The sequence below is a fragment of the Streptomyces sp. NPDC002888 genome, assembly GCF_042888465.1.
Classification (GTDB): domain Bacteria; phylum Actinomycetota; class Actinomycetes; order Streptomycetales; family Streptomycetaceae; genus Streptomyces.
In genome coordinates, this window is sequence record NZ_JBIAPU010000037.1 from 25,787 (window position 1) to 47,522 (window position 21,736).

The window sequence follows — 21,736 nt, forward strand, 5'->3', positions numbered from 1 at the left end:
ATCAGCCCGCTTTCGGAGCGGGCAGCTTCGTCGAGAACTGCTCGGCCTGGAGCGAGTACAACTCCGCGTAGATGCCACCCGTGGCGAGCAGCTCGTCGGGCGTCCCGGACTCCACGAGCCGGCCCTGGTCGAGGACGTGCACCAGGTCGGCGTGGCGCACGGACGCCAGCCGGTGTGTGATGAGGACGACCGTCTGGCCGGTGCCGGCCAGGGCGCGGATCTTCTCGAAGACCTCCAGTTCGGCCCGGGCGTCAAGGGCCGCCGTCGGCTCGTCCACGATCAGGATGCGCCCACGCCGGTAGGCGGCGCGGGCGATGCCGAGCCGCTGCCACTGGCCGCCGGACAGCTCGTGCCCGCCGCTGAAGTTGCGGGCCAGCAGCGTGTCCAGACCGCGCGGCAGATCCGCGACCACCTCCTGCGCCCCCGCCTCCTCGATCGAGGCGGCCAGACGTTCCTCCGTCAGCGGTGCAGAGGAGCGGCCGACCGCGACGTTCACCCGGGCCGTGAAGGGCCAGCGCTTGAAGTCCTGCGCCACCATCGCGATGCGCTCCGCCACCTGGTGCCGGTCCGCGGTCGCCGCGTCCACGTCGTCCCACAGGATCCGCCCCCGGTCCGGCTTGTACAGCCCGGCGAGCAGCTTCACCAGCGTCGTCTTGCCCGAGCCGTTCTCGCCGACGAGCGCGACGATCCGGCCCAGCGGGAGAGTGAGGGAGACGTCGTCGAGGGCGGGACGGGCCGAGTCCCCCGGATAGCTGAAGGAGACCTTCTCGAAGCGGATCTCCCGCGGCTCCTCGGGCAACGCGTCGCCGCCGACAGGGATGGCCCGCTCGGCCGCCTCCTTGTACAGGCGTTGCAGGTCGCCCACGAACAGGGCCTCCTCGTGCAGCTGGTTCACCTCCAGCACGAGGCTGTCCAGGCTGCCGGAACCGGTGCGGATCGCGATCACGGCCGTGCCCGCCACCGACAGCGCCATCGCTCCCGCCAGCAACAGCCCGCCGAGCGTGGCGTACGTCGCCACTGTCGCGAGGCCCGTCCAGGCCGCCGCGATCAGTCCCGTGCGGGCCGCGAGCCGGGCCAGCCGGGCCTGCTCCGCCTCCGCCGTCTCCGACATGGCCCGGAAGTGGCGCAGCAGGAACGGGCCGACCCCATGCAAACGGATCTCCGGGGCGGCCGCCGGTTCGGTGAGCAGACCGCTGAGCAGATAGCCGGCGCGGGCGTGCTGCACCCAGGTGTGGAAGGACTCGTAGCGGCGCCTGGCGTTCGTCAGGGCGCTCCACGCGCTCGGCAGCGTCATGGTCACGAGCAGCGGAAGCAGAGCCGGGTGCAGCACGGTCAGCACGCTCGCGGCCGCGATCAGCGAGATCATCGCGTTCACCAGACGGGTCGCGTGCGCGATCATGCGCCGGGCCGAGGAGGCGCCGTACTGGGCGGTGTCCAGCAGCTTGTGGAAGGCGTGGTCCTCGATCGCCGACAGCTCCACCGCCGCCGCCCGCTCCAGGTACCGCTCCGTCGCCACCCGCTCCACCTTGGGCTCCAGGCGTCCGGTGGCGTACGTCGACGTGGCCCGCAGCAGCGTCTCGACCAGCATCACGGCGGCCAGCGTGACCAGTGCGGGGACGGCCTCGCGCAGCCGGGCCTCGATCGAACCGCCGGTCATCAGCCGGCCGAGGACGCTGTTCACCGCGAGCAGGCTCACCGCCTGGGCCACGCCCCGGCCCGCCTCGGCGGCCAGGACGACCCGCGCGGCCCGGCGGTCCGCCTGCCAGGCGAGCCGGAAGCTGGAGGCGAGCAGCGCGGGCAGCCGGGTGATCATGGCGCGGAAGTTCAGCTCCAGGAACGCGTCCGCGTGCTGGTTCCAGCCCATGTCGTAGCGCAGCGGCCCTCCGAAGAGCAGCTGTTCCGACTCGGACACCTCGGGCTTTTCCGCCTGGGCCTTCTTGCGCACCGTCGACCTCCCCCGATCGTGGACGAACGGCCACTATCGCGGGGGCGTGCCGGGTCGGGGCAGAGCGCGAGTCCGTTCGCGGTGAGCGAGCGGGCGTACGCCCAGCGTCAGGCTTTTGAAAGGGGACTGCGGCAGCGGGTCCATGCCCCGCGTCAGGGCTTTTCGGGGGAGCGCGGCTGAGGGCCTACGCGCTGACCGGACGCGACCAGGTCGGTGTCGTCCCCGTCAGCCGGCACAGCGTCAGGTAGAGGGGGATCGGCGGGGTGTACGGAACCGTGCCGTCCGGTCGGTGGATGAGGTCGGGGGAGCGCGGGGAGTCGGGGACGACCGCGCCTATGGCGTACCGGGCCGGAGCCGGCCACTCCAGGGCATGGTCGGAGTCCGAGGGAACGATCCACCACCAGTGCGCCTCGTCGGCGTACACGCATCCCACGCGGGGCAGTCGGGGCAGCACCAGCGGGCCGAAGTGGGCCGGCACCGCGACCGCGTCGCATCCCATCGGGGCCGTCATGCCGTCAGGGACGGTCAGGCGGCGGGTGCTCTCGGCGGGGTGCAGCCCGCGTGTCGTCCGTACGAGCGTGTCCATGCTGAGGACCAGACCCCGGCCGGATGCGACGCTCACGCCCTGCCCCACTCTCGGCCGGGTTCCAGCGGGGTGACGACCGCGTCCCCGGTTCCGTGGTGCGCCCGCTGAGCTGGGCCGGTCTCGTCGCCCGAGCCGTCGGTGGGGCCGCCGGGCTTCGGGCGGGTGCCCCAGCCCAGGTCGTTGCGGGGCTCTTCGTGATCGCGGTCGCTGTCGGCATCGTGGGTGGTGGCAGCCTCGTCGGCGATGTCGGCCGTGCGCGGCAGCTCCGCCCAGACCAGCAGCCCGGGTCCGTGCTCCTGGGCGCCCCAGGCGTGACAGAGGGCGTCGACGAGGAGCAGTCCCCTCCCGTGCTCCTCCTCGGGCCGCTGCGGGGACGGGTGGGGCTCACCCGGAGCGCATCCCTCGTCACGCACGGCTATGCGCACCACGTCGTCGCCGTCGTGCAGTTCACAGACGACGACATTGCTCGCGGTGTGCACGATCGCGTTGGTGACCAGTTCGGTGACGACCAGAGCGGCCGTGTCGCAGGTGTCCTCGCACACCGACCAGCCCGTCAGCCGGGCCCTCGTCAGGCGTCTGGCCTGCGCGGGAGAACCCGGATGTGCGGCCAGCTCGAAGCGGAACCGGCGCTCGGCAGCGGCCCTTTCGGGGTCCACCGTCGGGGCGGCACCGAGACCGAGGGGGCGGCCTGCGGCGGCGTCTGTTCCTAAGGGCGCGGACGGAATCACGCTTGCCACTATCGCCCCGCCGTGAACACTTGGCAAGTGTCACTCTGAAAAATGCAGAGTGCTGTGTGACGCTGTGGATGGCCGTGGCACACTGCTCGCAACAGCACGTGACACGGCGCCAGTTGGGATCGCCGGAGATCCGAACGGATCTTCGAATGGGTCTTCGCATGGCGCCGCATGGCTGTCAGCAGTCTTTGTCGATACCTCGCCGCCGGACCGACCGGGCGTCAACGCCCCGGTGTGGCCGGGCTGTCAGGGCTCTTCATGGAGGTGGAGCGTGAGCGAACCGCGGTCCGCGCCGACGGTCGGACAGGTCGTTCTCGGTCGACGCCTGCTGGATCTGCGGGAGCGCGCCGGGCTCAAGCGCGAGGAGGCCGCCCGCATCCTCCGCGTCGCCCCCGCCACCGTCCGCCGCATGGAGATGGCCGAGGTCGCGCTCAAAATCCCGTACCTCCAGCTGCTGCTGAAGGCATACGGCGTGTCCGACCGGGAGGCCGACGCCTTCGTCCAGCTGGCCGAGGAGGCCAACCAGCCCGGCTGGTGGCAGCGTTTCCACGACGTCCTGCCCGGCTGGTTCTCGATGCACGTCAGCCTCGAGGGGGCGGCCGCCCTCATCCGCCAGTACGAACCCCACTTCGTGCCGGGTCTGTTGCAGACCGAGGACTACGCCCGCGGGGTCCTGACCTCCGGGGCCGTCGGTCAGACCCGGCCGGAGGACATCGACGGCCTCGTCGAGCTGCGCATGCAACGCCAGGAACTGCTCACCCGTCAGGACGCGCCCCGGATCTGGGTCGTGATGGACGAAACCGTGCTGCGCCGCCCCGTCGGCGGCCCGGAGGTGATGCGTGCCCAGATCGACAAACTGCTCGACGCCACGAAGCTGCCCCACGTGACCCTTCAGGTCGCCCCGTTCGCCAACGGGCCGCACCCCGGCACGTACGGGCCCTTCGTGCTGTTCCGATTCGCCATGCCCGAACTTCCGGACATGGTCTACAGCGAGTACCTGACCGGCGCCGTCTACCTGGACGGGCGCACCGAGGTGGCGACCCACCTCGAGGTCATGGACCGCATGGCGGCGCAGGCCGCTACTGCACATCGCACGAAGGAGATCCTCCGGGATCTCCGCAAGGAGCTGTGAATGGATCGCATCAAGCCGCGCAAACAGGTCTACAACGGCATGCCCGCGCGTGACTTGGGCAGCGAAGGCTGGCACAAGCCGTGGAGCGGCGGCAACGGCGGGAACTGCCTGGAGGCGATGAAGCTCGCCGACGGCAGGATCGCCGTCCGTCAGTCCACCGACCCGGACGGTCCGGCGCTGATCTACACCACCGACGAGATGACGGCCTTCGTCGAGGGAGCGAAGGCGGGAAAGGCGGACTTCCTGCTGTCCTGACGTGATTGTCTTTATCTGAACTTCCTTATCGCTGAACTTCCTTATCGTGGTGCTGAATTGAACATCCTTTGTGCCTTACGGAGTGCCTCATGACCGGGCTGGACCCGAACGCGGCCGTCGAGATCGACACCAGCAGACCGCATCCCGCGCGGATGTACGACTGGTACCTCGGCGGCAAGGACAACTACCCCGTCGACGAGGCGATGGGCCGGCAGATGCTCGCCCTCGACCCGCGCGTGCCCGTGATGGCACGAGTCAACCGAGCCTTCATGCACCGGGCCACACGCTGGCTCGCCAAGAACGGCGTACGGCAGTTCCTGGACGTCGGTACGGGCATCCCGACCGAGCCGAACCTGCACCAGGTCGCCCAGCAGATCGCTCCCGACGCCCGCGTCGTCTACTGCGACAACGACCCGATCGTGCTGGCCCACGCGGCGGCCCTGCTGCGCAGTACGCCCGAGGGCGTCACCGAGTACCTCCAGGCCGACGTGCGGGATCCGGCCACCATCGTGGAGGGGGCCAGTAAGGTCCTGGACTTCTCCCGGCCCGTGGCCCTCTCCCTGGTCGCGCTGCTGCACTTCATCTCCGACGAGGACGGAGCGCTCGAACTCGTCCAGCGGCTGCTGTCCGAACTCCCGTCCGGCAGCTACCTGATGATGACCCACGCCACCGCCGACTTCACACCTGAGGAGTCGGCCGCGGCGACGGAGAAGCTGAAGGCCGCCGGCGTCACCCTGGCACTGCGCTCCCGCGAGCAGTTCGGCCGGTTCTTCGACGGACTCGAACTGGTCGAGCCCGGGGTCGCCGTGGTCCCCGAGTGGCATCCGGAACTCGGCGAGCCGGTTCCGGGGCAGGACGACGGGGTGATCCCGGGATACGGGGCGGTGGGGCGCAAGGCGTAGGCCGCAGGGCCCGGGCGAGGGGGCGCCCCGGGCCACGTACGGCTCCTGCGGCGGCACGGAGCACAGTGCTACTGAGGTGGCACGGCGCACGCCGCTACTGCGGCGGCAGCACGGCGCACAGCGCGTCGAGTGCCGCCGCGTACGCGTGCTCCGAGGGTGTCGCGTAGCCGACCACGAGCCCGTCGCGCACCGCCATGTCCGTCTCCGGGTGGCGGAACGCGGCCAGGCCGTCCAACGCGACGCCCTGCCATGTGGCCGCTTTGACGGCGGACCGCTCGGTGCCGGGCGGCAGCCGCAGCACCGCGTGCAGCCCGGCCGCCACCCCGGTGACCTCGATGTGCGGCGCCCGCTCGGCGAGCGCCGCGACGAGCCGGTCCCGGCGGCCCCGGTACCGCTGGCGCATGCGCCGCACATGACGGTCGTACGCACCGGAGGCGATGAAGTCCGCGAGGCTCAGCTGGTCCAGGGCGCTCACCCACGCCTCCCGCTCGCCCTTGGCCGCGAGGACGGCGCCGACGTACCGCTCCGGCAGGACCATCCACCCCAGTCGCAGCGCCGGTGACAGGCTCTTGCTGACGGAGCCGATGTGGATCACCCGCTCGGGGTCGAGGCCCTGGAGTGCGCCGACGGGCTTGCGGTCGTAGCGGAACTCGCCGTCGTAGTCGTCCTCGACGATCACCGCGTCACGCGCGCGTGCCCAGTCGATCACGGCGGCCCTGCGGGCGGCGTGCAGCGGGCCTCCGGTCGGGAACTGGTGGGCGGGCGTGAGCAGTACGGCCCGCTCGCGCTCCAGCCGCTCGACCCGCGCCCCGTGGTCGTCCAGGGGGAGGGGCACGGTCCGTACGCCCGCCTCCGTGAGCAGTCCCCGGTGGAAGTCCAGCCCGTACGCCTCCACGGCCAGCGGACCGCGCAGCACCCGGCCCCCGAAGAGCAGACGCAGCGCGTGCGCGAAGCCGGAGCAGACGACGATCCGGCCCGGCTCCGTGCGTACGCCACGCGCGCGTGCCAGGTACTCGGTGAGGGCCTCGCGCAGCTCGACGCGGCCGGCCGGGTCGCCGGGCCCGAACACCTGGTTGGGTGCCTGCTGGAGGGCCCGCCGGTAGGAGGTGGCCCAGGCCGATCGCGGGAAGGACGAGGCGTCCGGGGTGCCCTGGCGCAGGTCGTGTCGTGGTGCACGCGCGTGTGGAGGTGCCTTTTTGGGGACGCGTGCGGGCGGGCGCAGAGGTTCGGCCCGCTCGGCGACCCGGGTGCCCGAGCCCTGACGGGCGGTGAGCCAGCCCTCGGCGACCAGCTCCGCGTAGGCGTCCGCCACCGTGTTGCGGGCGACACCCAGGTCGGCGGCGAGCGAGCGGTAGGGCGGTAGCCGGGTGCCGGGCGCGAGTCGTCCGCTGCGTACGGCGTCGCGCAGCGCCCGGATGAGCGCGGCCCGCCGACCGCCCGGCCCGTCCAGCTCCAGATGCAGGTCGGCGCCTATGCCTTCCGCTGCATTGACCCATGAATCCGTCATCGGAATGCACCTTACAGGCGGTCTTTCCGGCTCATAGGTTGAGGGCATGACGACGACGCACCCGCCCGGGACCCACGAGGCTGAGACGCACACGCCTGAGACGCACACGCCTGGCACGAACATGCCCGAACAGACCCGCCTCGACTTCGCGAAAACCGCCCCCAAGGCCTTCCGCGCCCTCATCGGCTTCGACGCGGCCGCCCGTCAGGGCCTCGACCCGGCGCTCGTCGAACTGATCCAGATCCGCGCCTCGCACCTCAACCACTGCGCGTACTGCCTGCACATGCACACCAACGACGCACGCAAGGCCGGCGAGAGCGAGGACCGGCTGCACATGGTCCCCGTGTGGCGCGAGGCCCGGCACTTCTTCACCGAGCGGGAGCAGGCCGCCCTCGCTCTGACGGAGGCGGTCACCCTCGTGGCGGACGGCGGTGTCCCGGACGACGTCTACGCCCGCGCGGCGGCGGAGTTCGACGAGGAGGAACTGGCCCAGGTGCTGGCCGTGATCTGCACGATCAACACCTGGAACCGCGTGGCCCTGGCCACGGCAAAGGTGGCGGGCACGGACGAGCGCCGCTGACCCCGCCCCCTGTTCTCACACGGCCATCGGCCGGTCGTACGGCGATATCGGCGCCGGCAGCCGCGAACTCCCCGTCAGATGACGGTCGACAGCCTCCGCCACCGCACGCCCCTCCGCGATCGCCCACACGATCAGCGACTGCCCGCGCCCGGCGTCCCCGGCGACGAACACCCCCGGCACGTTCGTCGCGAAGTCGGCGTCCCGCGTGATCGTGCCGCGCGGCTCCAGCTCGAGGCCCAGCTGATCGATGAGTCCGTCCGCGCGGTCGGGCCCGGAGAAGCCCAGGGCGAGCAGCACGAGGTCGACGGGGAGCGCCCGCGCGGTACCCGGCTTCGGGCGCCGCCCCGCGTCCACCTCGACCAGGTGCAGCGACCGCACCTGCCCGTCCTCGTCGCCGGTGAAGCGGAGCGTGGACGCCGCGAACAGCCGCGCGTCCGCGTCCGCCGCCGGCGCGGTCCGCAGATCGCCGGCCTCCTCGTGCGCGGCCGACAGCCGGTAGATCTTCGGGTACGTCGGCCAGGGCTCCGCGTCCTCGTCGCGCTCCGCGCCCGGCTGGGCGTAGATGTCCAGCTGGGTCACGGACGCGGCACCCTCCCGCACCGCCGTCCCCAGACAGTCCGCCCCGGTGTCGCCGCCGCCCACGATCACGACATGCTTCCCGGCGGCGGACATCGGCGAAGCCTCCAGGTCGCCCTCGCACACCCGGTTGGACAGCGGCAGATACTCCATCGCCTGGTGTATCCCGGACAATTCCCGACCCGGTACCGGAAGTTCCCGCCACGCCGTCGCCCCGGTGGCGATCACCACGGCGTCGTACCGGGCCCGCACCTCGGAGGCTGCGACATCCCGGCCGACCGCCGTCGACGTACGGAACTTGGTCCCCTCGGCGCGCATCTGCTCGATCCGCCGTTCCAGATGCCGCTTCTCCATCTTGAACTCGGGGATGCCGTACCGCATCAGCCCGCCGAGCCGGTCGTCCTTCTCGTACACGGCGACGGTGTGGCCCGCCCGGGTCAGCTGCTGCGCCGCGGCGAGCCCCGTCGGGCCGGAGCCGATGACCGCGACGGTCCGCCCCGAGAGCCGGTCCGGCGGCCGGGGCGGCACGAACCCGTCCTCCCAGGCCCGGTCGGCGACAGCGCACTCGACGTTCTTGATGGTGACCGCGGGCTGGTTGATGGCGAGGACACACCCCGCCTCGCACGGCGCCGGACACAACCGCCCGGTGAACTCGGGGAAGTTGTTCGTGGCGTGCAGCCGGTCGCTCGCCGCCCGCCAATCCTCCCTGGAGACCAGGTCGTTCCACTCGGGGATCAGATTGCCGAGCGGGCAGGCGTCGTGACAGAACGGGACGCCGCAGTCCATACATCGGTCGGCCTGTTTGCTGATGATGGGCAACAGCGCCCCGGGGACGTACACCTCGTCCCAGTCCCGGACCCGCTCCTCGACCGGCCGACGGGGCCAGTCCTGGCGCGGTGTGGTCATGAATCCCTTGGGATCGGCCATGGCCGTCTTCCTTGCAATACGGGTACGACGGGCTGCCGAGCGTCGCCGGGCGGCACTCTTTCGGCCACGATACGTCCCATCGGCCACAGACGCAGGAGCCCGGTCACCTTCCGAGACAGCGCTTTCTCCCGCAGGGGCCACGGGTCCCGACCGGTTTCTGCCTCCCTCAGGCGAGCGCCAGCGCGTACGAGAGCGCGGCGGCCGCGGAGGCGACCGTGCGGACGTGGTTCCACGCCGTCCACCGGCGCAGGTACGAGGGCCAGTAGGCGGCCGCCTCGGGGGTGCCCGGGTCCAGCCGCATCAGCGCGTCGTTGCGCGGCACGTTGGCGACGACGGTCACCCCGAACGCGCCGACCAGATACAGCGCGCTGCCCAGCAGCAGCTCCACCGCTCCGTCGTCCGGCCACAGTACGAACGTCACCACCGCGGTCACCGCGCACAGCCCCGCCGATCCGAGGAACACGATCATGAACGGCGGTTTCAGGGCGGCCCTGTTGATCGCGTTCATCGCGGCGACACCCTGCACGGGCGGCAGCTGCGCGAGCCCTCTCATCACGAAGGTGGAGAAGGCGCAGAAGGTCCCGGCCACCAGCCCGGTCCCGAGCACGCCCAGCAGCGCCAGTACGGCATACGGCTCCTCGCTCATGTCAACGTCAACTCCCTCGTCGAACCGAGATCCTTCCCGCCCCGACCCGTCACGACCAGTGAATTCCGGCACGGGCACGGTGACCATGGCCGAGGAGCGCGCGGGCATCCGCCCGCGTCCAGCCCACGGCCCGCCTCATCCGGCGAAGCCGATCCGCCCCTCCCATCCCCATGCCCGCAGCACGGCCTCCACCCCCGCCGCGATCCGCCGCCGCGCCTCGTGCCGCGGCAGCCCGCTCATCAGCAGCTGGTCGTACGGCGTGTCCAGGTGCCGTACGGAGGCCACGACCGCCGACACCACCGCCACCTCGGACAGCGCCCGCCCGGCCGCGCTCCGCCCGACCCGCCCGCTGCCCCGGAGCGAGGCGTGCGTGGCGATCGCCCGGGCCCGGTCCTCCGGGCAGCCGGGAAGCAGGCGCCGTATCTCCGCCGCGAATGCCTCCGTGAACCGCATGTCCTGCGCCGCCCGCCGCAAGGCGTCCCTCGCCCGCCGTCGCCGACGGGCCTCCGCGTCCGCCAGGCACCGCTCCTCGGCCCGCGCCAGCCCCGCTTCCTCGACGAGGACGCCCTGTCGCTCGTAGCGCCCCTTGCGCCGGTTGAAGCGCACGACCACCGCCGACAGCGTGCTCTCCTCCCGCGATCTGCGCGTCAGCGCCGTGTCCCCGCGCGGCAGGAAGGCCAGGTGGCCGAGATCGGCGCAGTCGAGGCACCGGGGCGCACCGTCCTCCAGCACGAGCAGCGGCAGCGGGCCCCGGCGGCACTCGGCACAGTGTTTCCTCCTGATCGGCTGGATGACGAGAAGTCCGGTCCGGGGCGGGGGAGTAGCGAGGGCTGCCATACAGGGTTCATTCCCCTCGGCGGGCCGGGAACCGGTCCGCTTCTCCGGCGTCGAGCGCGACGCGTTCCGACCGGCGACTGACGCATCATGGGCCGTGTGCGACTTGAAGCGATCACCTGGGACCGGCTCGGCGACCTCCTCGCCGAGCGGCTGCTCGACCTGAAACCGGACGACGGCAGTCCCTGGCCGCGCATCGCCTTCGACGGCGCCCCGGCGGCCCGCCCCGGAGACCTCGCGGCACGGGTCGCCGAAGCCCTCCGTGTGCGCGGCCGCCCCTCGCTGACCGTCGACACACACGGCTTCCTGCGACCCGCCTCGCTCCGCCTGGAGTACGGCCACCAGGACGTGGAGGCCTACTACAACGGCTGGTTCGACACCGGCGCCCTCTGGCGCGAGGTGTTCGGCCCCCTCGAATCCGGCGGCGACGGGCGGATCCTGCCCGACTTCTGGGATCCCGCCACGGACCGCGCCACCCGCAGCCCCTACGTCCCACTCCCGCCCGGCGGCTTCCTTCTCCTGCACGGCCCCCTCCTGCTGCGCCACTGGTTCCCCTTCGACCTGGCCGTCCACGTCCTCCTCTCCCCGGGCGCCCTGCGCCGCCGCACCCCCGGGACCGACCACTGGACCCTCCACGCCTTCGAGCGCTACGAGCAGGAGACCGACCCCGTCGGCACGGCCGACGTCCTCGTGCGCGCCGACGACCCACGCCATCCGGCCTGGAGCGGCCTGCCCGGAGCATCGGACTGAAATCCGGGAAACCGCTTTTACATGCGCATGCATGTAAGTACGCTGTTCGGCATGACGACCTCCACCGCACCTTCCGTCTCCTTCGACGACTCCGTCCGCGCCCTCCTCGACGGCAAGAACTTCGCCGGCGTCGCCACCCTCGGCCCCGACGGCGCCCCGCAGAACTCGGTGGTCTGGATCAAACGCGAGGGCGACACCGTGCTCTTCTCCTCCACCGACGGACGCCAGAAGGTGCGCAACCTCCGCCGCGACCCCCGCATCAGCCTCTCGGTGTTCGACCTCGCCAACCCCTACACCTCCGTCGAGATCCGCGGCACCGCCGAGATCCTCCCGGACGAGGGCAAGCGGCTTCCGCACGAGCTCTCGCACAAGTACCTCGGCATCGACCCGCCCGCCGAGAAGGACGACGAGGTCCGCGTGATCATCCGTGTCGTGCCGCGGAAGATCGTGGCTTTCTCGGCCTGAGGACTCGGGCCGCGCGGTGCGCCGAACACCCGCCGGGCTCGGGGTGCGTCGGCCCGAAGGGGCGGCGAGAATGTAGGGCAACGGGACAAGGCGGTGCGTCCGCGCCGCGCCGGCCGTCCGGCACCGGAGGTGCTCCATGACCACCGCCCGAGACATCATGCACCGCGGTGCCCAGTGGATCCCCGCCCACGAAACCCTGGACCGGGCCGCCCAGCTGATGCGTGACCTGAACGTGGGAGCCCTGCCGATCAGCGACCAGAACGAACGGCTCTGCGGCATCCTCACCGACCGCGACATCGTCGTCGGCTGCGTGGCGCTGGGGCACGACCCCGCCAAGACGACCGCCGGCGAACTGGCCCAGGGCACGCCCCGCTGGATCGACGCGGGCGCCGACGTCAGCGAGGTGCTCCACGAGATGCAGGAGCACCAGATCCGCCGGCTCCCCGTCATCGACAACAAGCGCCTCGTCGGCATGATCAGCGAGTCCGACCTGGCCCAGCACCTCTCGGAGGACCAGATCGGCTCCTGGGCCGAGAGCGTCTACGCCAGGACCACCCCACACTGACACCGGCCCAGGTCGTGGGAGGGGTCAGAGCCAGCCGTTGCGCCGGAAGCCGCGGTACAGCGCCAGACAGGCGACGGATATGACGCCGATGACCATGCCGTAGCCGTACCGCCAGTGGAGCTCCGGCATGTGCTTGAAGTTCATGCCGTACACCCCGCACACCATCGTGGGCACGGCGACGATCGCGGCCCACGCCGTGATCTTCCGCATGTCCTCGTTCTGCGCGACCGTGACCTGTGCCAGATGGGCCTGGAGGATCGAGTTGAGCAGTTCGTCGAAGGCGGCGATCTGCTCCGTGGCCCGCAGCAGATGGTCGGAGACGTCGCGGAAGTACGCCTGTATCTCCGGTTCGACCACCCGGGTCGGCCGCTCCGCCAGATCCCGGAGCGGACGTCCGAGCGGCACCACCGCCCGCTTCAGCTCCAGCAGTTCGCGCTTGAGCTGGTAGATGCGGCCCGGGTCGGCCCGCGCGCCGTTCTCCGCGAAGACGTCCGTCTCCACCTGGTCGATGTCCGCCTGCACCGCGTCGATGACGTTGAGATAGTCGTCGACCACATGGTCCGCGATCGCGTGCAGCACCGCCGACGGGCCCTTGGTGAGCTGGTCCGGATCCGACTCCAGTTCCTCCCGCAGCGGACCCAGCGAGCCGTGCCGGCCGTGGCGCACCGTGATGGCGAAGTCGCGGCCGACGAACACCATGATCTCGCCGGTGTTCACCACCTCGCTCGTCGCGGTGAGTTCCTCGTGCTCGACGTAGCAGACCGTCTTGAACACCGCGAACAGCGTCTCGCCGTACCGCTCCACCTTCGGACGCTGATGGGCCTCGACGGCGTCCTCGACCGCCAGCGGGTGCAGGTCGAAGAGCTCGGCGATGCCCGCGAACTCCCGGTTCGTGGGTTCGTGGAGACCTAGCCACACGAAACCGTCACCGCTCTTGCGCACCCGCTCGAGGGTGTCGACCAGATCGCCGGGGGCCGGGGCCCGGACCCCGTCCCGGTAGGCCACGCAGTTCACGACCGAGGAGCCCAGCGGGGACCGGGCCGGGTGGCTCAGGTCGACACGCGGGCGCCGCCGGGCCAGCCGTGCCACCTTGCGGAGGCCGCCGACCCTGCCGAGGCTCGTGACCTTCCGCAGATTCCCTGCCATGGACATCTGGATCTCCTTGCGTGGATCTCCTCGCACCGCATTCCTGCGCCTTGACGCGCCAGTTTGCCAGGCCGACGTAGGTGCCGGGTAAGCCTGTGGAAACGGAGTGTTCCGCTTTGTTCCCGGCTGTGGACGACGGGGTCTCGGTCACCGTGTGCGACGGCCGGTTGTCGCCAAGCGCGCCGCCCCGTCGTGCCGGAGCGTCGACCATGTCGGACAAGTCGAGCAACTGGGATGATCGTGCCATGACGCGAACCGACGGGTACCTCCTCGACAACCAGCAGGCCGAGGCGGCAGAGCGCTTCGACGCCTTCGCGGCCCTCTTCGACCCCACGACGTTCCGGCACCTCGAGGGATTCGGTATCGGCTCAGGCTGGCGCTGCTGGGAGGTCGGCGCCGGCGGCACCTCGGTGGTGTCCTGGCTCGCCAAGAAGGTCGGGCCGACCGGCAAGGTGGTCGCGACCGACATCGACACCTCCCGGCTGACCCCCGCCGCCCGCCCGCCGGTCGAGGTGCGCGTGCACGACGTCGGCGCGCAGGAGCCGCCGGGGGAGGGCTTCGACCTGGTGCACGCCCGGCTCGTCCTGGTCCACGTGCCCGACCGGGACCGGGCGTTGCGGTCCATGGTCAAGGCCCTGCGCCCCGGCGGACGGCTCCTGATCGAGGACGCCGACCCCGCCCTTCAGCCCCTGACCTGCCCCGACGAGTACGGCCCCGAGCAGCAGCTGGCCAACCGGCTGCGGCACGGCTTCCGACAGCTCCTCGCCGACTGCGGCGCCGACCTGTCGTACGGCCGCAGGCTTCCGCGTCTGATGCGCGAGGCCGGGCTGCGCGGCGTGACGGCCGAGGCCTACTTCCCGATCGCCTCGCCCGCCTGCGCCGCCCTGGAGTCCGCGACGATCCGTCAGATTCGCGACGACCTCGTCGCCGCCGGCCTCGCCACCCACCAGGACATCGACCGCCACCTCGCGAACGTGGCGTCCGGCAGCATGGACCTGGCCACGGCGCCGATGATCTCGGCGTGGGGGCGGAAGCCGTGAGAGGGGATGCTGTCAGAGGGGTGTCCGCGGCGAGGCGGGGGCGGGCGCTGCGGCGTCGGTGAGGCGCGTGCCGCTACGTCGGTGAGGGCGTGCGCCGCCACGTCGCCGAGGATGCGTGCCGTCACGTCGGTGAGGGCGTGCGCCGCCACGTCGCCGAGGATGCGTGCCGTCACGTCGGTGAGGGCGTGCGCCGCTGTCGCCGAGGATGCGTGCCGCTACGTAGCCGAACGCGGTCGGCCGCCCACACGCTCCACCGCGCGTGCCCCCGCTCGGCACCCTTCCGCCGCGGCGTCCTGTGGCTCGGCCCCCGCCAGCAGCGCGGCGAGGAACGCTCCCGTGAAGGCGTCGCCGGCCCCCGTGGTGTCCCGGGGAGCCGCCGGCCGGGCGGGGACACGGGCCAGTACGGCGCCGTCGCGGGCCACCAGCGCACCGTCCGCGCCCTGTTTGGCGACCACCAGCGGAATGTGGCGGCTCAGCTTGGCCGCGGCGTCCGCCGCATCCGGCAACCCCGTCAGCAGACATGCCTCGTCACGGCTGGGCAGCAGGACGTCCACCCCGTCGACGAGCGCCAGGAAACGGTCGACGCCCAGCTCCACCAGGAAACCCGCCGAAGCCGGATCCAGACTCACCGGCACCCCCCGCGCGCGTGCCGACTTCAGCGCCTCCGCCACTACTGCCCGCCCCGTGGCGGAGAACAGCAGGTAACCCGACAGGTGCAGCCGGACGACCCCGTCGAGCAACGCCTCCGACCAGTCACGGGGCGCGAGCCGCAGGGACGCGCCGCTGTCCGTGAGGAACGTCCGCTCGGCCGAGGCGTCCGTGTCCACCAGACAGACCACCGTCCCGGTCGGGGCCTCGGGGTCGACGACGAGCAGGGGCCGCACCCCACAGGCGACCAGCTCCCGCTCGTGCCACGCCGCGCTGTCGCCGCCCACCCGGCCGAGCAGACGTACGTCCGCACACCCCCAATGCGCCGCCCAGCACGCCACATTGGCGCCCGCCCCACCCGGCAGGGTCCGCACGGCGGCGGCAGTGTCGGTGCCCGGGGCGAGCGGCCCCCGGTGCCGGGCGACGACGTCCGTGACCACGTCCCCGACGACCAGCAGCGCACCGTCCCGGCGCATGGTCATGCCCCGGCCCAGGCCGCCGCGATCCGCCCCGCCAGCCGTACGTTGCCGCGCACCGCCGCCAGATTCGCGCTCAGCGAGGCACCGTCGGTGTGCCGTACCAGGTAGCCCAGCAGGAACGGTGTGACCGCCTGTCCGGTGATCCCCTCCGCCTCGCACGCGTGCAGCGCGTCGGCGAGCACACGCGCGTGCAGCTCGGGATCCAGCTGCTCCTCCTCGGGAACCGGGTTGGCGACGATCAGTGCCGACTCCGGGACGTTCAACGTGTCCTGCGCTCGCATCACCTCCGCCACCTGCTGCGGTGTGTCCAGCGTCCACTCCACGGGATGTCCGGAGTCGGACAGGTAGAAGCCGGGGAAACGGTCCGTGCCGTAGCCGGCCACCGCGACGCCCAGCGTCTCCAGCCGCTGCAGGGTCGCCGGGACGTCGAGGATCGACTTCACGCCCGCGCACACCACCGTGATCCGCGTCCGCGCGAGGAGGCCCAGGTCGGCCGACTCGTCCTGCGTCACCGTCCACTCCCGGTGCACCCCGCCGAGCCCCCCGGTCGCGAACACCCGGACCCCGGCCCGCGCCGTCAGCAGCGCGGTCGCCGACACCGTCGTCGCCCCGCTCGCCCCGGAGGCCACCGCGAGCGGCAGGTCGCGATGACCCAGCTTGCGGATGCCGTCCTCGTTGGCGACCCGCTCCAACTGCTCCTTGTCCAGGCCCACATGGGGCCGCCCGTTCAGCACGGCGATGGTCGCCGGCACGGCACCCTCCTGCCGCACGGCCGCCTCCAGCTCCAGGGCCACCTGTAGGTTGCGCGGGCGCGGCAGCCCGTGCGCGATGATCGTGGACTCCAGGGCCACCACGGGGCGACGCGCGTCGATCGCGTCCCGCACCTCATCCGACACCACCAGCACCACGCGCCTGCCTCCTGTCCGTCGGTCCTCCCTCATCCCTGGCGAGCGGCACGCCCGGTCAAACCCGTGCGACCTGTGGGGGAGGACACCCATCCGCGATGCATGACGGGCCCGCCGAGCGCGACTGCCTCAGAACAGCGGCTCGGGCAGGACCCCCTCCAGAGCGAGCAGCTTCCGTTTGGTCTCCAGACCGCCCCCGAAACCGCCGATGCCGCCGTCGCTCTCCACGACCCGATGGCAGGGCACGACGACCGGCAGCGGGTTGGAGCCCATGGCCACGCCCACCGCCTGGGCGGCGCCCGGCTGGCCGACCCGGCCGGCCAGCTCGCCGTAGCCGACGACCGCGCCGCACGGGACGCCTGAGGCCAGTTCGCGCAGCACCTCCCGGTTGAAGCCCGAGATCAGCGACCAGTCCAGCGGCAGCTCGAAGTCACGCCGCCTCCCCGCGAAGTACGCCTCGACCTGACGTATCGCCTCGGCCAGCAGCGGGGAGCCGGGCGCCTCGACGGGCTCGGTGCCCAGCCGGGACGCGAGGCGGGCCAGGGCCGTGTCGCGCACGGATTCCGTGGCGTGGAAGACGACGTTGACCAGCCCCTCGTGGGTCGCGGCCAGCAACAGCGGACCGATGTCGGTGCCGATGACGGTCCACACAACCTGCTGCTCGTACTGCCCATGGCTGTCCATGCGCCCACCGTACGACTCGCCACTGACAACGCCCCGGCGCCCGGACACCGACCCGGGCTCCGAGGCGTGGCAGGGTCGCGATCCTGGGTGGACCAGAACCCCGGAGCGGGTCAGAACCCGGACGTCAGCGCCTCCCGCACCACGTCGGGCTTGTTGGTGATGATGCCGTCGACGCCGTACCCGGCGACGGTCCGGGCGGTGTCCGCGTCGTTGACGGTCCAGGTGAAGACCTCCATCGGGCTGCCGTGCGGTCCCATGAACGCGTGGACGGCGGAGACGTACCCCCGGGAGATGGAGCTGTACGAGGGATTGACCTGGTCGGCGAACTCGGCGTACCCGGGCAGGTCCGCCATGGACGGCGTACCGAGGAAGCCGGTTTTGAGGCCGGGCTTCAGCTCGTGGACGGTGCGCACGCTGTCCGTGCTGAAGCTCTGGACGATCAGCCGGTCCACGAGGTGCCATTCGTCGAGCCAGCCCTCGTTGCTGAGCAGCTTGAGGGTCTGCCGCTCGATGCCCGGATACAGCTCGGGATTCTTGATCTCCAGCAGCAGCTTCTGGTGGTGGCGCTCGACGCGGTCCACGTACTGCTCCAGCGTCGGCACGCGCGCGCCCGCGTACGTGGGGCCGAACCAGCTGCCCGCGTCGAGACGCGCGATCTCGGCGGTGGTGAAGTCCTTCACCTTCCAGGGGGCACGGTTCGGGAACACCTCCTCCACATTCGTGGTGCGCCGGAGGGTGTCGTCGTGGATCACCACGAGTTCGCCGTCCCTGGTGCGCTGGACGTCGTTCTCCACCCACGCGACGCCCAGCTCGGCCGCCTTGTCGACGGCGGCCAGCGTGTTCTCGGGGGCGAGCGCGGAAGCGCCCCGGTGCGCGATGACGGAAGGCCGTGTGGCGATGCCCGCCCGGGCGTGGGGGGCGGGGAGCAGGAAGGCGGCGGTACCCAGGAGTGCGGTGGTCGTGGCCGCAACTGCGCGCGCGTGCATGCGTACTCCTCGCGTCTGATGATCACGGACAGCTCAACTCTGACAGCAGAGGGTCAACAGTGGAGGGGTGCAGGATGACCACAGAAGGAACGGCGTTTCCCAAGCCCGCACACTGGTGCCGCACATGTGGGGCAAGGACGTGTTTCTTTGCGGGAAAATCGTTCGACCATTCCGGTGGGGGTCATACTCTTTTTCGTCAACCCTGGCCGCTCGTGCGGCCCTGGCAGGGGGCGCATTCCAGGGATTTCCGGAACACAACAGGGCGGAAGGGCAGCTGCGTATGCAGGGCACGGTCGACGGATTCAGCTACGGCCTCGTCACACCACTGGTGGCCTACCTCATGGCCTGCCTCGGCGGTGCTCTCGGCCTGCGCTGCACCACCCGGGCCCTGCTGGTCACCCACTCGTGGCGCCCCGGCTGGCTGGCCCTCGCCTCGGCCGCGATCGGCTCCGGCATCTGGACCATGCACTTCGTCGCGATGATGGGCTTCACCGTCGAAGGGGCGCCGATCCACTACGACAAACCGATGACGTACGCCAGCCTCGGCGTCGCCATCGTGATGGTGGGAGTCGGGATCTTCATCGTCGGCTACAAGGGCGCTTCAGGAACGGCCCTGTTCACCGGAGGCACCATCACCGGCCTGGGCATCGCCTCGATGCACTACCTCGGCATGGCCGGCATGCGCCTCAACGGGACGCTGGAGTACAACACCGTCACCGTCGCCGCCTCCGTCGTCATAGCGATGGTGGCGGCCACCGCCGCCCTGTGGGCGGCCGGACAGGTCAGAGGGTTTCTGTGGAGCGTGGGGGCGAGCCTCGTCATGGGGCTGGCCGTCAGCGGAATGCACTACACGGGCATGGCCGCGTTGAGCGTCCACGTCCACGGCACGGGCGCACCCGCCACGGGGGACTCGCCCGCCGGCCTGCTCGCGCCGATGCTGATCGGCCCGCTCGCCTTCCTGTGCCTCGCGGGCGTCGTGGTGCTCCGCGACCCCCTGATGGTCATGGGCAAGCCGAACTGGGCCCCCGTCGAGCACAAGCCGGGCGTACCGGCGCACACTCCGTTCCACCACACCGCCCGACGCGCCCCCCTGCGTCCCCGCAAGAAGGTCGGCCACCAGGAGTCCCGCGCCCCGCAGAACCGCTGACCGGACCCGGTTGTCAGTGGCGGGTCGTACGGTGGATCCCATGCGGCCCGTTTCCCACATCGAACGCACGGTGGCGCCCTTCGAGGTCGTCAGCCCCTACCAGCCCAGCGGCGACCAGCCGGCGGCCATCGCCGAGCTGGCCAAGCGCATCGAGGCAGGTGAGAAGGACGTCGTCCTCCTGGGCGCGACCGGCACCGGCAAGTCCGCCACCACCGCGTGGATGATCGAGAAGCTCCAGCGCCCCACCCTCGTGATGGCGCCGAACAAGACGCTGGCCGCCCAGCTGGCGAACGAGTTCCGCGAGCTGCTGCCGAACAACGCCGTCGAGTACTTCGTCTCGTACTACGACTACTACCAGCCCGAGGCGTACGTCCCGCAGTCGGACACCTACATCGAGAAGGACTCCTCGATCAACGAGGAGGTCGAACGCCTGCGCCACTCCGCGACCAACTCCCTGCTCACCCGCCGTGACGTCGTCGTGGTCGCCTCCGTCTCCTGCATCTACGGCCTCGGTACTCCACAGGAGTACGTGGACCGCATGGTCCCCCTCCGGGTCGGCGACGAGATCGACCGGGACGAGCTGCTGCGCCGCTTCGTCGACATCCAGTACACGCGCAATGACATGGCGTTCAGCCGCGGCACCTTCCGCGTCCGGGGCGACACCATCGAGATCTTCCCGGTCTACGAGGAGCTCGCCGTCCGCATCGAGATGTTCGGCGACGAGATCGAGGCCCTGTCGACGCTCCACCCGCTCACCGGCGAGATCATCAGCGACGACGAGCATCTGTACGTCTTCCCGGCCTCCCACTACGTCGCCGGCCCCGAGCGCCTGGAGCGGGCCGTCAACGACATAGAGAAGGAACTCGGCGAGCGCCTGGCCGAGCTGGAGAAGCAGGGCAAGCTCCTGGAGGCCCAGCGCCTGCGGATGCGCACGACGTACGACATCGAGATGCTCCGCCAGATCGGATCCTGCTCCGGCGTCGAGAACTACTCGATGCACTTCGACGGCCGCTCGCCCGGCTCCGCGCCGAACACCCTGCTCGACTACTTCCCGGACGACTTCCTCCTCGTCATCGACGAGTCCCACGTCACCGTTCCGCAGATCGGCGCCATGTACGAAGGTGACGCCTCCCGCAAGCGCACCCTCGTCGATCATGGCTTCCGTCTGCCCTCCGCCCTCGACAACCGTCCCCTGAAGTGGGAGGAGTTCCAGGAGCGCATCGGGCAGAGCGTGTATCTGTCGGCGACGCCCGGAAAGTACGAGCTCTCGCGCGGCGACGGCGTCGTCGAGCAGATCATCCGCCCCACCGGCCTCATCGACCCGGAGGTCGTCGTCAAGCCCACCGAAGGGCAGATCGACGACCTGGTGCACGAGATCCGCACCCGTGTCGAGAAGGACGAACGCGTCCTGGTCACCACGCTCACCAAGAAGATGGCCGAGGACCTCACGGCCTACTTCCTGGAGCTCGGCATCCACGTGCGCTACCTGCACAGCGACGTCGACACGCTGCGCCGCGTCGAGCTGCTGCGTGAACTGCGCGCCGGCGAGTTCGACGTCCTGGTCGGCATCAACCTCCTGCGGGAGGGCCTCGACCTGCCCGAGGTGTCCCTGGTGGCGATCCTCGACGCCGACAAGGAGGGCTTCCTGCGCTCCGGCACCTCGCTGATCCAGACCATCGGCCGAGCGGCGCGCAACGTCTCCGGCCAGGTCCACATGTACGCCGACAAGATCACGCCTGGCATGGAGCGGGCCATCGACGAGACCAACCGCCGCCGCGAGAAGCAGGTCGCCTACAACAAGGCGAAGGGCATCGACCCGCAGCCGCTCCGAAAGAAGATCAACGACATCGTCGCGCAGATCGCCCGCGAGGACGTCGACACCGAGCAGCTGCTCGGCACGGGCTACCGCGCGAAGAAGGACGGCCGCGGCACCAAGGCCCCGGTGCCCGCCCTCGGCGACAAGGCGGCCAAGGGCGCGAAGTCCGCGAAGGCCGCGAAGGGCAAGGCCAAGGAGACCGTGCCGACCGACCGTCCGGCGGCCGAACTCGCCGAGCAGATCGAGGAGCTGACGGAGCGCATGCGCGCCGCCGCCGCCGACCTCCAGTTCGAGATCGCGGCCCGGCTGCGCGACGAGGTGTCCGAAATGAAGAAGGAGCTGCGCCAGATGAAGGAGGCGGGCCTGGCCTGACCTTCCGTCCCGCCGGACCCAGGCGTAGCGCGCTGTGTTGCAAGACCGACACAAAGTGCGGGCCTGGGTACGGCACTGTCAGTGCCCCTGCGTAGTGTTCTGGTCAACC

Annotated in this window: 22 protein-coding genes; 10 read left to right on the forward strand and 12 right to left on the reverse strand. The window is 71.1% G+C overall.

Annotation, left to right across the window (positions count from 1 at the left end):
• Position 1: 1 nt before the first annotated feature.
• From ACFYWX_RS41265 to ACFYWX_RS41275, 3 genes are all read right to left on the reverse strand, one after another.
• Positions 2-1,864: an ABC transporter ATP-binding protein gene (locus ACFYWX_RS41265; RefSeq protein WP_389430413.1), complete on the reverse strand. Its 1,863-nt coding sequence runs from the start codon at positions 1,862-1,864 to the stop codon at positions 2-4.
• A 265-nt stretch (positions 1,865-2,129) separates the two neighbouring features.
• Entirely contained in the window at positions 2,130-2,531 is a 402-nt protein-coding gene (locus ACFYWX_RS41270; protein ID WP_389430414.1) for a hypothetical protein, read from the reverse strand.
• Between the two features lie 32 nt (positions 2,532-2,563).
• Entirely contained in the window at positions 2,564-3,268 is a 705-nt protein-coding gene (locus tag ACFYWX_RS41275; protein WP_389430299.1) for an ATP-binding protein, read from the reverse strand.
• A 268-nt stretch (positions 3,269-3,536) separates the two neighbouring features.
• On the opposite strand from ACFYWX_RS41275, the gene ACFYWX_RS41280 reads away from it, so the two are divergent.
• The 3 genes from ACFYWX_RS41280 to ACFYWX_RS41290 all read left to right on the forward strand — a co-directional run bounded on the left by ACFYWX_RS41280 (position 3,537) and on the right by ACFYWX_RS41290 (position 5,554).
• Positions 3,537-4,397, forward strand: a complete 861-nt coding sequence (locus ACFYWX_RS41280; RefSeq protein WP_389430300.1) for a helix-turn-helix transcriptional regulator — start codon at positions 3,537-3,539, stop codon at positions 4,395-4,397.
• Positions 4,398-4,652 carry a DUF397 domain-containing protein gene (locus ACFYWX_RS41285; protein WP_389430301.1) on the forward strand — a complete coding sequence of 85 codons (255 nt, stop codon included), beginning with the start codon at positions 4,398-4,400 and terminating at the stop codon, positions 4,650-4,652.
• Positions 4,653-4,741: 89 nt separating this feature from the next.
• Positions 4,742-5,554, forward strand: coding sequence for an SAM-dependent methyltransferase (locus tag ACFYWX_RS41290; protein WP_389430302.1), 813 nt, complete (start codon positions 4,742-4,744; stop codon positions 5,552-5,554).
• Positions 5,555-5,648: 94 nt separating this feature from the next.
• Here the strand turns inward: ACFYWX_RS41290 and ACFYWX_RS41295 are convergent, their stop codons facing one another.
• Positions 5,649-7,061 carry a PLP-dependent aminotransferase family protein gene (locus tag ACFYWX_RS41295; protein WP_389430304.1) on the reverse strand — a complete coding sequence of 471 codons (1,413 nt, stop codon included), beginning with the start codon at positions 7,059-7,061 and terminating at the stop codon, positions 5,649-5,651.
• Between the two features lie 121 nt (positions 7,062-7,182).
• On the opposite strand from ACFYWX_RS41295, the gene ACFYWX_RS41300 reads away from it, so the two are divergent.
• The gene (locus ACFYWX_RS41300) at positions 7,183-7,641 is read left to right on the forward strand and encodes a carboxymuconolactone decarboxylase family protein (protein ID WP_389430415.1); all 459 of its coding nucleotides are present in this window, start codon (positions 7,183-7,185) and stop codon (positions 7,639-7,641) included.
• A 15-nt stretch (positions 7,642-7,656) separates the two neighbouring features.
• Here ACFYWX_RS41300 and ACFYWX_RS41305 read toward each other — a convergent pair whose 3' ends face one another.
• From ACFYWX_RS41305 to ACFYWX_RS41315, 3 genes are all read right to left on the reverse strand, one after another.
• Positions 7,657-9,144: a glutamate synthase subunit beta gene (locus ACFYWX_RS41305; RefSeq protein WP_389430305.1), complete on the reverse strand. Its 1,488-nt coding sequence runs from the start codon at positions 9,142-9,144 to the stop codon at positions 7,657-7,659.
• A gap of 166 nt (positions 9,145-9,310) precedes the next feature.
• A complete protein-coding gene (locus ACFYWX_RS41310) occupies positions 9,311-9,790 on the reverse strand; it encodes a DUF1772 domain-containing protein (protein ID WP_389430307.1) in 480 nt (159 codons plus the stop codon).
• Positions 9,791-9,925: 135 nt separating this feature from the next.
• Complete coding sequence (locus ACFYWX_RS41315) at positions 9,926-10,627, reverse strand: DUF2293 domain-containing protein (protein ID WP_389430308.1); 702 nt, start codon at positions 10,625-10,627, stop codon at positions 9,926-9,928.
• Positions 10,628-10,714: 87 nt separating this feature from the next.
• Between ACFYWX_RS41315 and ACFYWX_RS41320 the strand changes: the two genes are divergently transcribed.
• From ACFYWX_RS41320 to ACFYWX_RS41330, 3 genes are all read left to right on the forward strand, one after another.
• On the forward strand, positions 10,715-11,374 hold the full coding sequence (locus ACFYWX_RS41320; RefSeq protein ID WP_389430310.1) for a uridine kinase: 660 nt from the start codon (positions 10,715-10,717) through the stop codon (positions 11,372-11,374).
• A gap of 51 nt (positions 11,375-11,425) precedes the next feature.
• Positions 11,426-11,839, forward strand: a complete 414-nt coding sequence (locus ACFYWX_RS41325) for a PPOX class F420-dependent oxidoreductase (protein WP_389430312.1) — start codon at positions 11,426-11,428, stop codon at positions 11,837-11,839.
• Between the two features lie 136 nt (positions 11,840-11,975).
• The gene (locus ACFYWX_RS41330) at positions 11,976-12,404 is read left to right on the forward strand and encodes a CBS domain-containing protein (protein ID WP_389430314.1); all 429 of its coding nucleotides are present in this window, start codon (positions 11,976-11,978) and stop codon (positions 12,402-12,404) included.
• A gap of 24 nt (positions 12,405-12,428) precedes the next feature.
• Here the strand turns inward: ACFYWX_RS41330 and ACFYWX_RS41335 are convergent, their stop codons facing one another.
• Positions 12,429-13,556, reverse strand: coding sequence for a magnesium and cobalt transport protein CorA (locus ACFYWX_RS41335; protein WP_389430316.1), 1,128 nt, complete (start codon positions 13,554-13,556; stop codon positions 12,429-12,431).
• Positions 13,557-13,795: 239 nt separating this feature from the next.
• On the opposite strand from ACFYWX_RS41335, the gene ACFYWX_RS41340 reads away from it, so the two are divergent.
• Positions 13,796-14,590: a methyltransferase gene (locus ACFYWX_RS41340; RefSeq protein ID WP_389430317.1), complete on the forward strand. Its 795-nt coding sequence runs from the start codon at positions 13,796-13,798 to the stop codon at positions 14,588-14,590.
• Between the two features lie 215 nt (positions 14,591-14,805).
• On the opposite strand, the gene ACFYWX_RS41345 is transcribed toward ACFYWX_RS41340, so the two are convergent.
• The 4 genes from ACFYWX_RS41345 to ACFYWX_RS41360 all read right to left on the reverse strand — a co-directional run bounded on the left by ACFYWX_RS41345 (position 14,806) and on the right by ACFYWX_RS41360 (position 18,292).
• Positions 14,806-15,720, reverse strand: a complete 915-nt coding sequence (locus ACFYWX_RS41345; protein ID WP_389430319.1) for a carbohydrate kinase family protein — start codon at positions 15,718-15,720, stop codon at positions 14,806-14,808.
• Positions 15,717-16,622, reverse strand: a complete 906-nt coding sequence (locus ACFYWX_RS41350; RefSeq protein WP_389430417.1) for a pseudouridine-5'-phosphate glycosidase — start codon at positions 16,620-16,622, stop codon at positions 15,717-15,719. Before ACFYWX_RS41350 ends, ACFYWX_RS41345 begins: the two co-directional genes overlap by 4 nt.
• Positions 16,623-16,751: 129 nt before the next feature.
• Positions 16,752-17,306, reverse strand: coding sequence for a methylated-DNA--[protein]-cysteine S-methyltransferase (locus ACFYWX_RS41355; protein ID WP_389430320.1), 555 nt, complete (start codon positions 17,304-17,306; stop codon positions 16,752-16,754).
• A 110-nt stretch (positions 17,307-17,416) separates the two neighbouring features.
• Entirely contained in the window at positions 17,417-18,292 is an 876-nt protein-coding gene (locus tag ACFYWX_RS41360) for a glycerophosphodiester phosphodiesterase (RefSeq protein ID WP_389430322.1), read from the reverse strand.
• Between the two features lie 280 nt (positions 18,293-18,572).
• Here ACFYWX_RS41360 and ACFYWX_RS41365 point away from each other — a divergent pair, with 280 nt between their 5' ends.
• Both ACFYWX_RS41365 and uvrB read left to right on the forward strand, forming a co-directional pair.
• On the forward strand, positions 18,573-19,439 hold the full coding sequence (locus ACFYWX_RS41365) for an MHYT domain-containing protein (protein WP_389430324.1): 867 nt from the start codon (positions 18,573-18,575) through the stop codon (positions 19,437-19,439).
• A gap of 40 nt (positions 19,440-19,479) precedes the next feature.
• Entirely contained in the window at positions 19,480-21,627 is a 2,148-nt protein-coding gene (gene uvrB / locus ACFYWX_RS41370) for an excinuclease ABC subunit UvrB (protein WP_389430325.1), read from the forward strand.
• The last annotated feature ends 109 nt before the right edge of the window (positions 21,628-21,736 follow it).

Coding starts and splice junctions, on each gene's coding strand:
- ACFYWX_RS41265 (WP_389430413.1), bottom strand. CDS start 1,864: ATGGGCTGGAACCAGCACGCGGACGCGTTCCTGGAGCTGAACTTCCGC.
- ACFYWX_RS41270 (WP_389430414.1), bottom strand. CDS start 2,531: ATGGACACGCTCGTACGGACGACACGCGGGCTGCACCCCGCCGAGAGC.
- ACFYWX_RS41285 (WP_389430301.1), top strand. CDS start 4,398: ATGGATCGCATCAAGCCGCGCAAACAGGTCTACAACGGCATGCCCGCG.
- ACFYWX_RS41290 (WP_389430302.1), top strand. CDS start 4,742: ATGACCGGGCTGGACCCGAACGCGGCCGTCGAGATCGACACCAGCAGA.
- ACFYWX_RS41295 (WP_389430304.1), bottom strand. CDS start 7,061: ATGACGGATTCATGGGTCAATGCAGCGGAAGGCATAGGCGCCGACCTG.
- ACFYWX_RS41300 (WP_389430415.1), top strand. CDS start 7,183: ATGCCCGAACAGACCCGCCTCGACTTCGCGAAAACCGCCCCCAAGGCC.
- ACFYWX_RS41305 (WP_389430305.1), bottom strand. CDS start 9,144: ATGGCCGATCCCAAGGGATTCATGACCACACCGCGCCAGGACTGGCCC.
- ACFYWX_RS41310 (WP_389430307.1), bottom strand. CDS start 9,790: ATGAGCGAGGAGCCGTATGCCGTACTGGCGCTGCTGGGCGTGCTCGGG.
- ACFYWX_RS41315 (WP_389430308.1), bottom strand. CDS start 10,627: ATGGCAGCCCTCGCTACTCCCCCGCCCCGGACCGGACTTCTCGTCATC.
- ACFYWX_RS41320 (WP_389430310.1), top strand. CDS start 10,715: ATGGGCCGTGTGCGACTTGAAGCGATCACCTGGGACCGGCTCGGCGAC.
- ACFYWX_RS41325 (WP_389430312.1), top strand. CDS start 11,426: ATGACGACCTCCACCGCACCTTCCGTCTCCTTCGACGACTCCGTCCGC.
- ACFYWX_RS41330 (WP_389430314.1), top strand. CDS start 11,976: ATGACCACCGCCCGAGACATCATGCACCGCGGTGCCCAGTGGATCCCC.
- ACFYWX_RS41335 (WP_389430316.1), bottom strand. CDS start 13,556: ATGTCCATGGCAGGGAATCTGCGGAAGGTCACGAGCCTCGGCAGGGTC.
- ACFYWX_RS41340 (WP_389430317.1), top strand. CDS start 13,796: ATGACGCGAACCGACGGGTACCTCCTCGACAACCAGCAGGCCGAGGCG.
- ACFYWX_RS41345 (WP_389430319.1), bottom strand. CDS start 15,720: ATGACCATGCGCCGGGACGGTGCGCTGCTGGTCGTCGGGGACGTGGTC.
- ACFYWX_RS41355 (WP_389430320.1), bottom strand. CDS start 17,306: ATGGACAGCCATGGGCAGTACGAGCAGCAGGTTGTGTGGACCGTCATC.
- ACFYWX_RS41360 (WP_389430322.1), bottom strand. CDS start 18,292: ATGCACGCGCGCGCAGTTGCGGCCACGACCACCGCACTCCTGGGTACC.
- ACFYWX_RS41365 (WP_389430324.1), top strand. CDS start 18,573: ATGCAGGGCACGGTCGACGGATTCAGCTACGGCCTCGTCACACCACTG.
- uvrB (WP_389430325.1), top strand. CDS start 19,480: ATGCGGCCCGTTTCCCACATCGAACGCACGGTGGCGCCCTTCGAGGTC.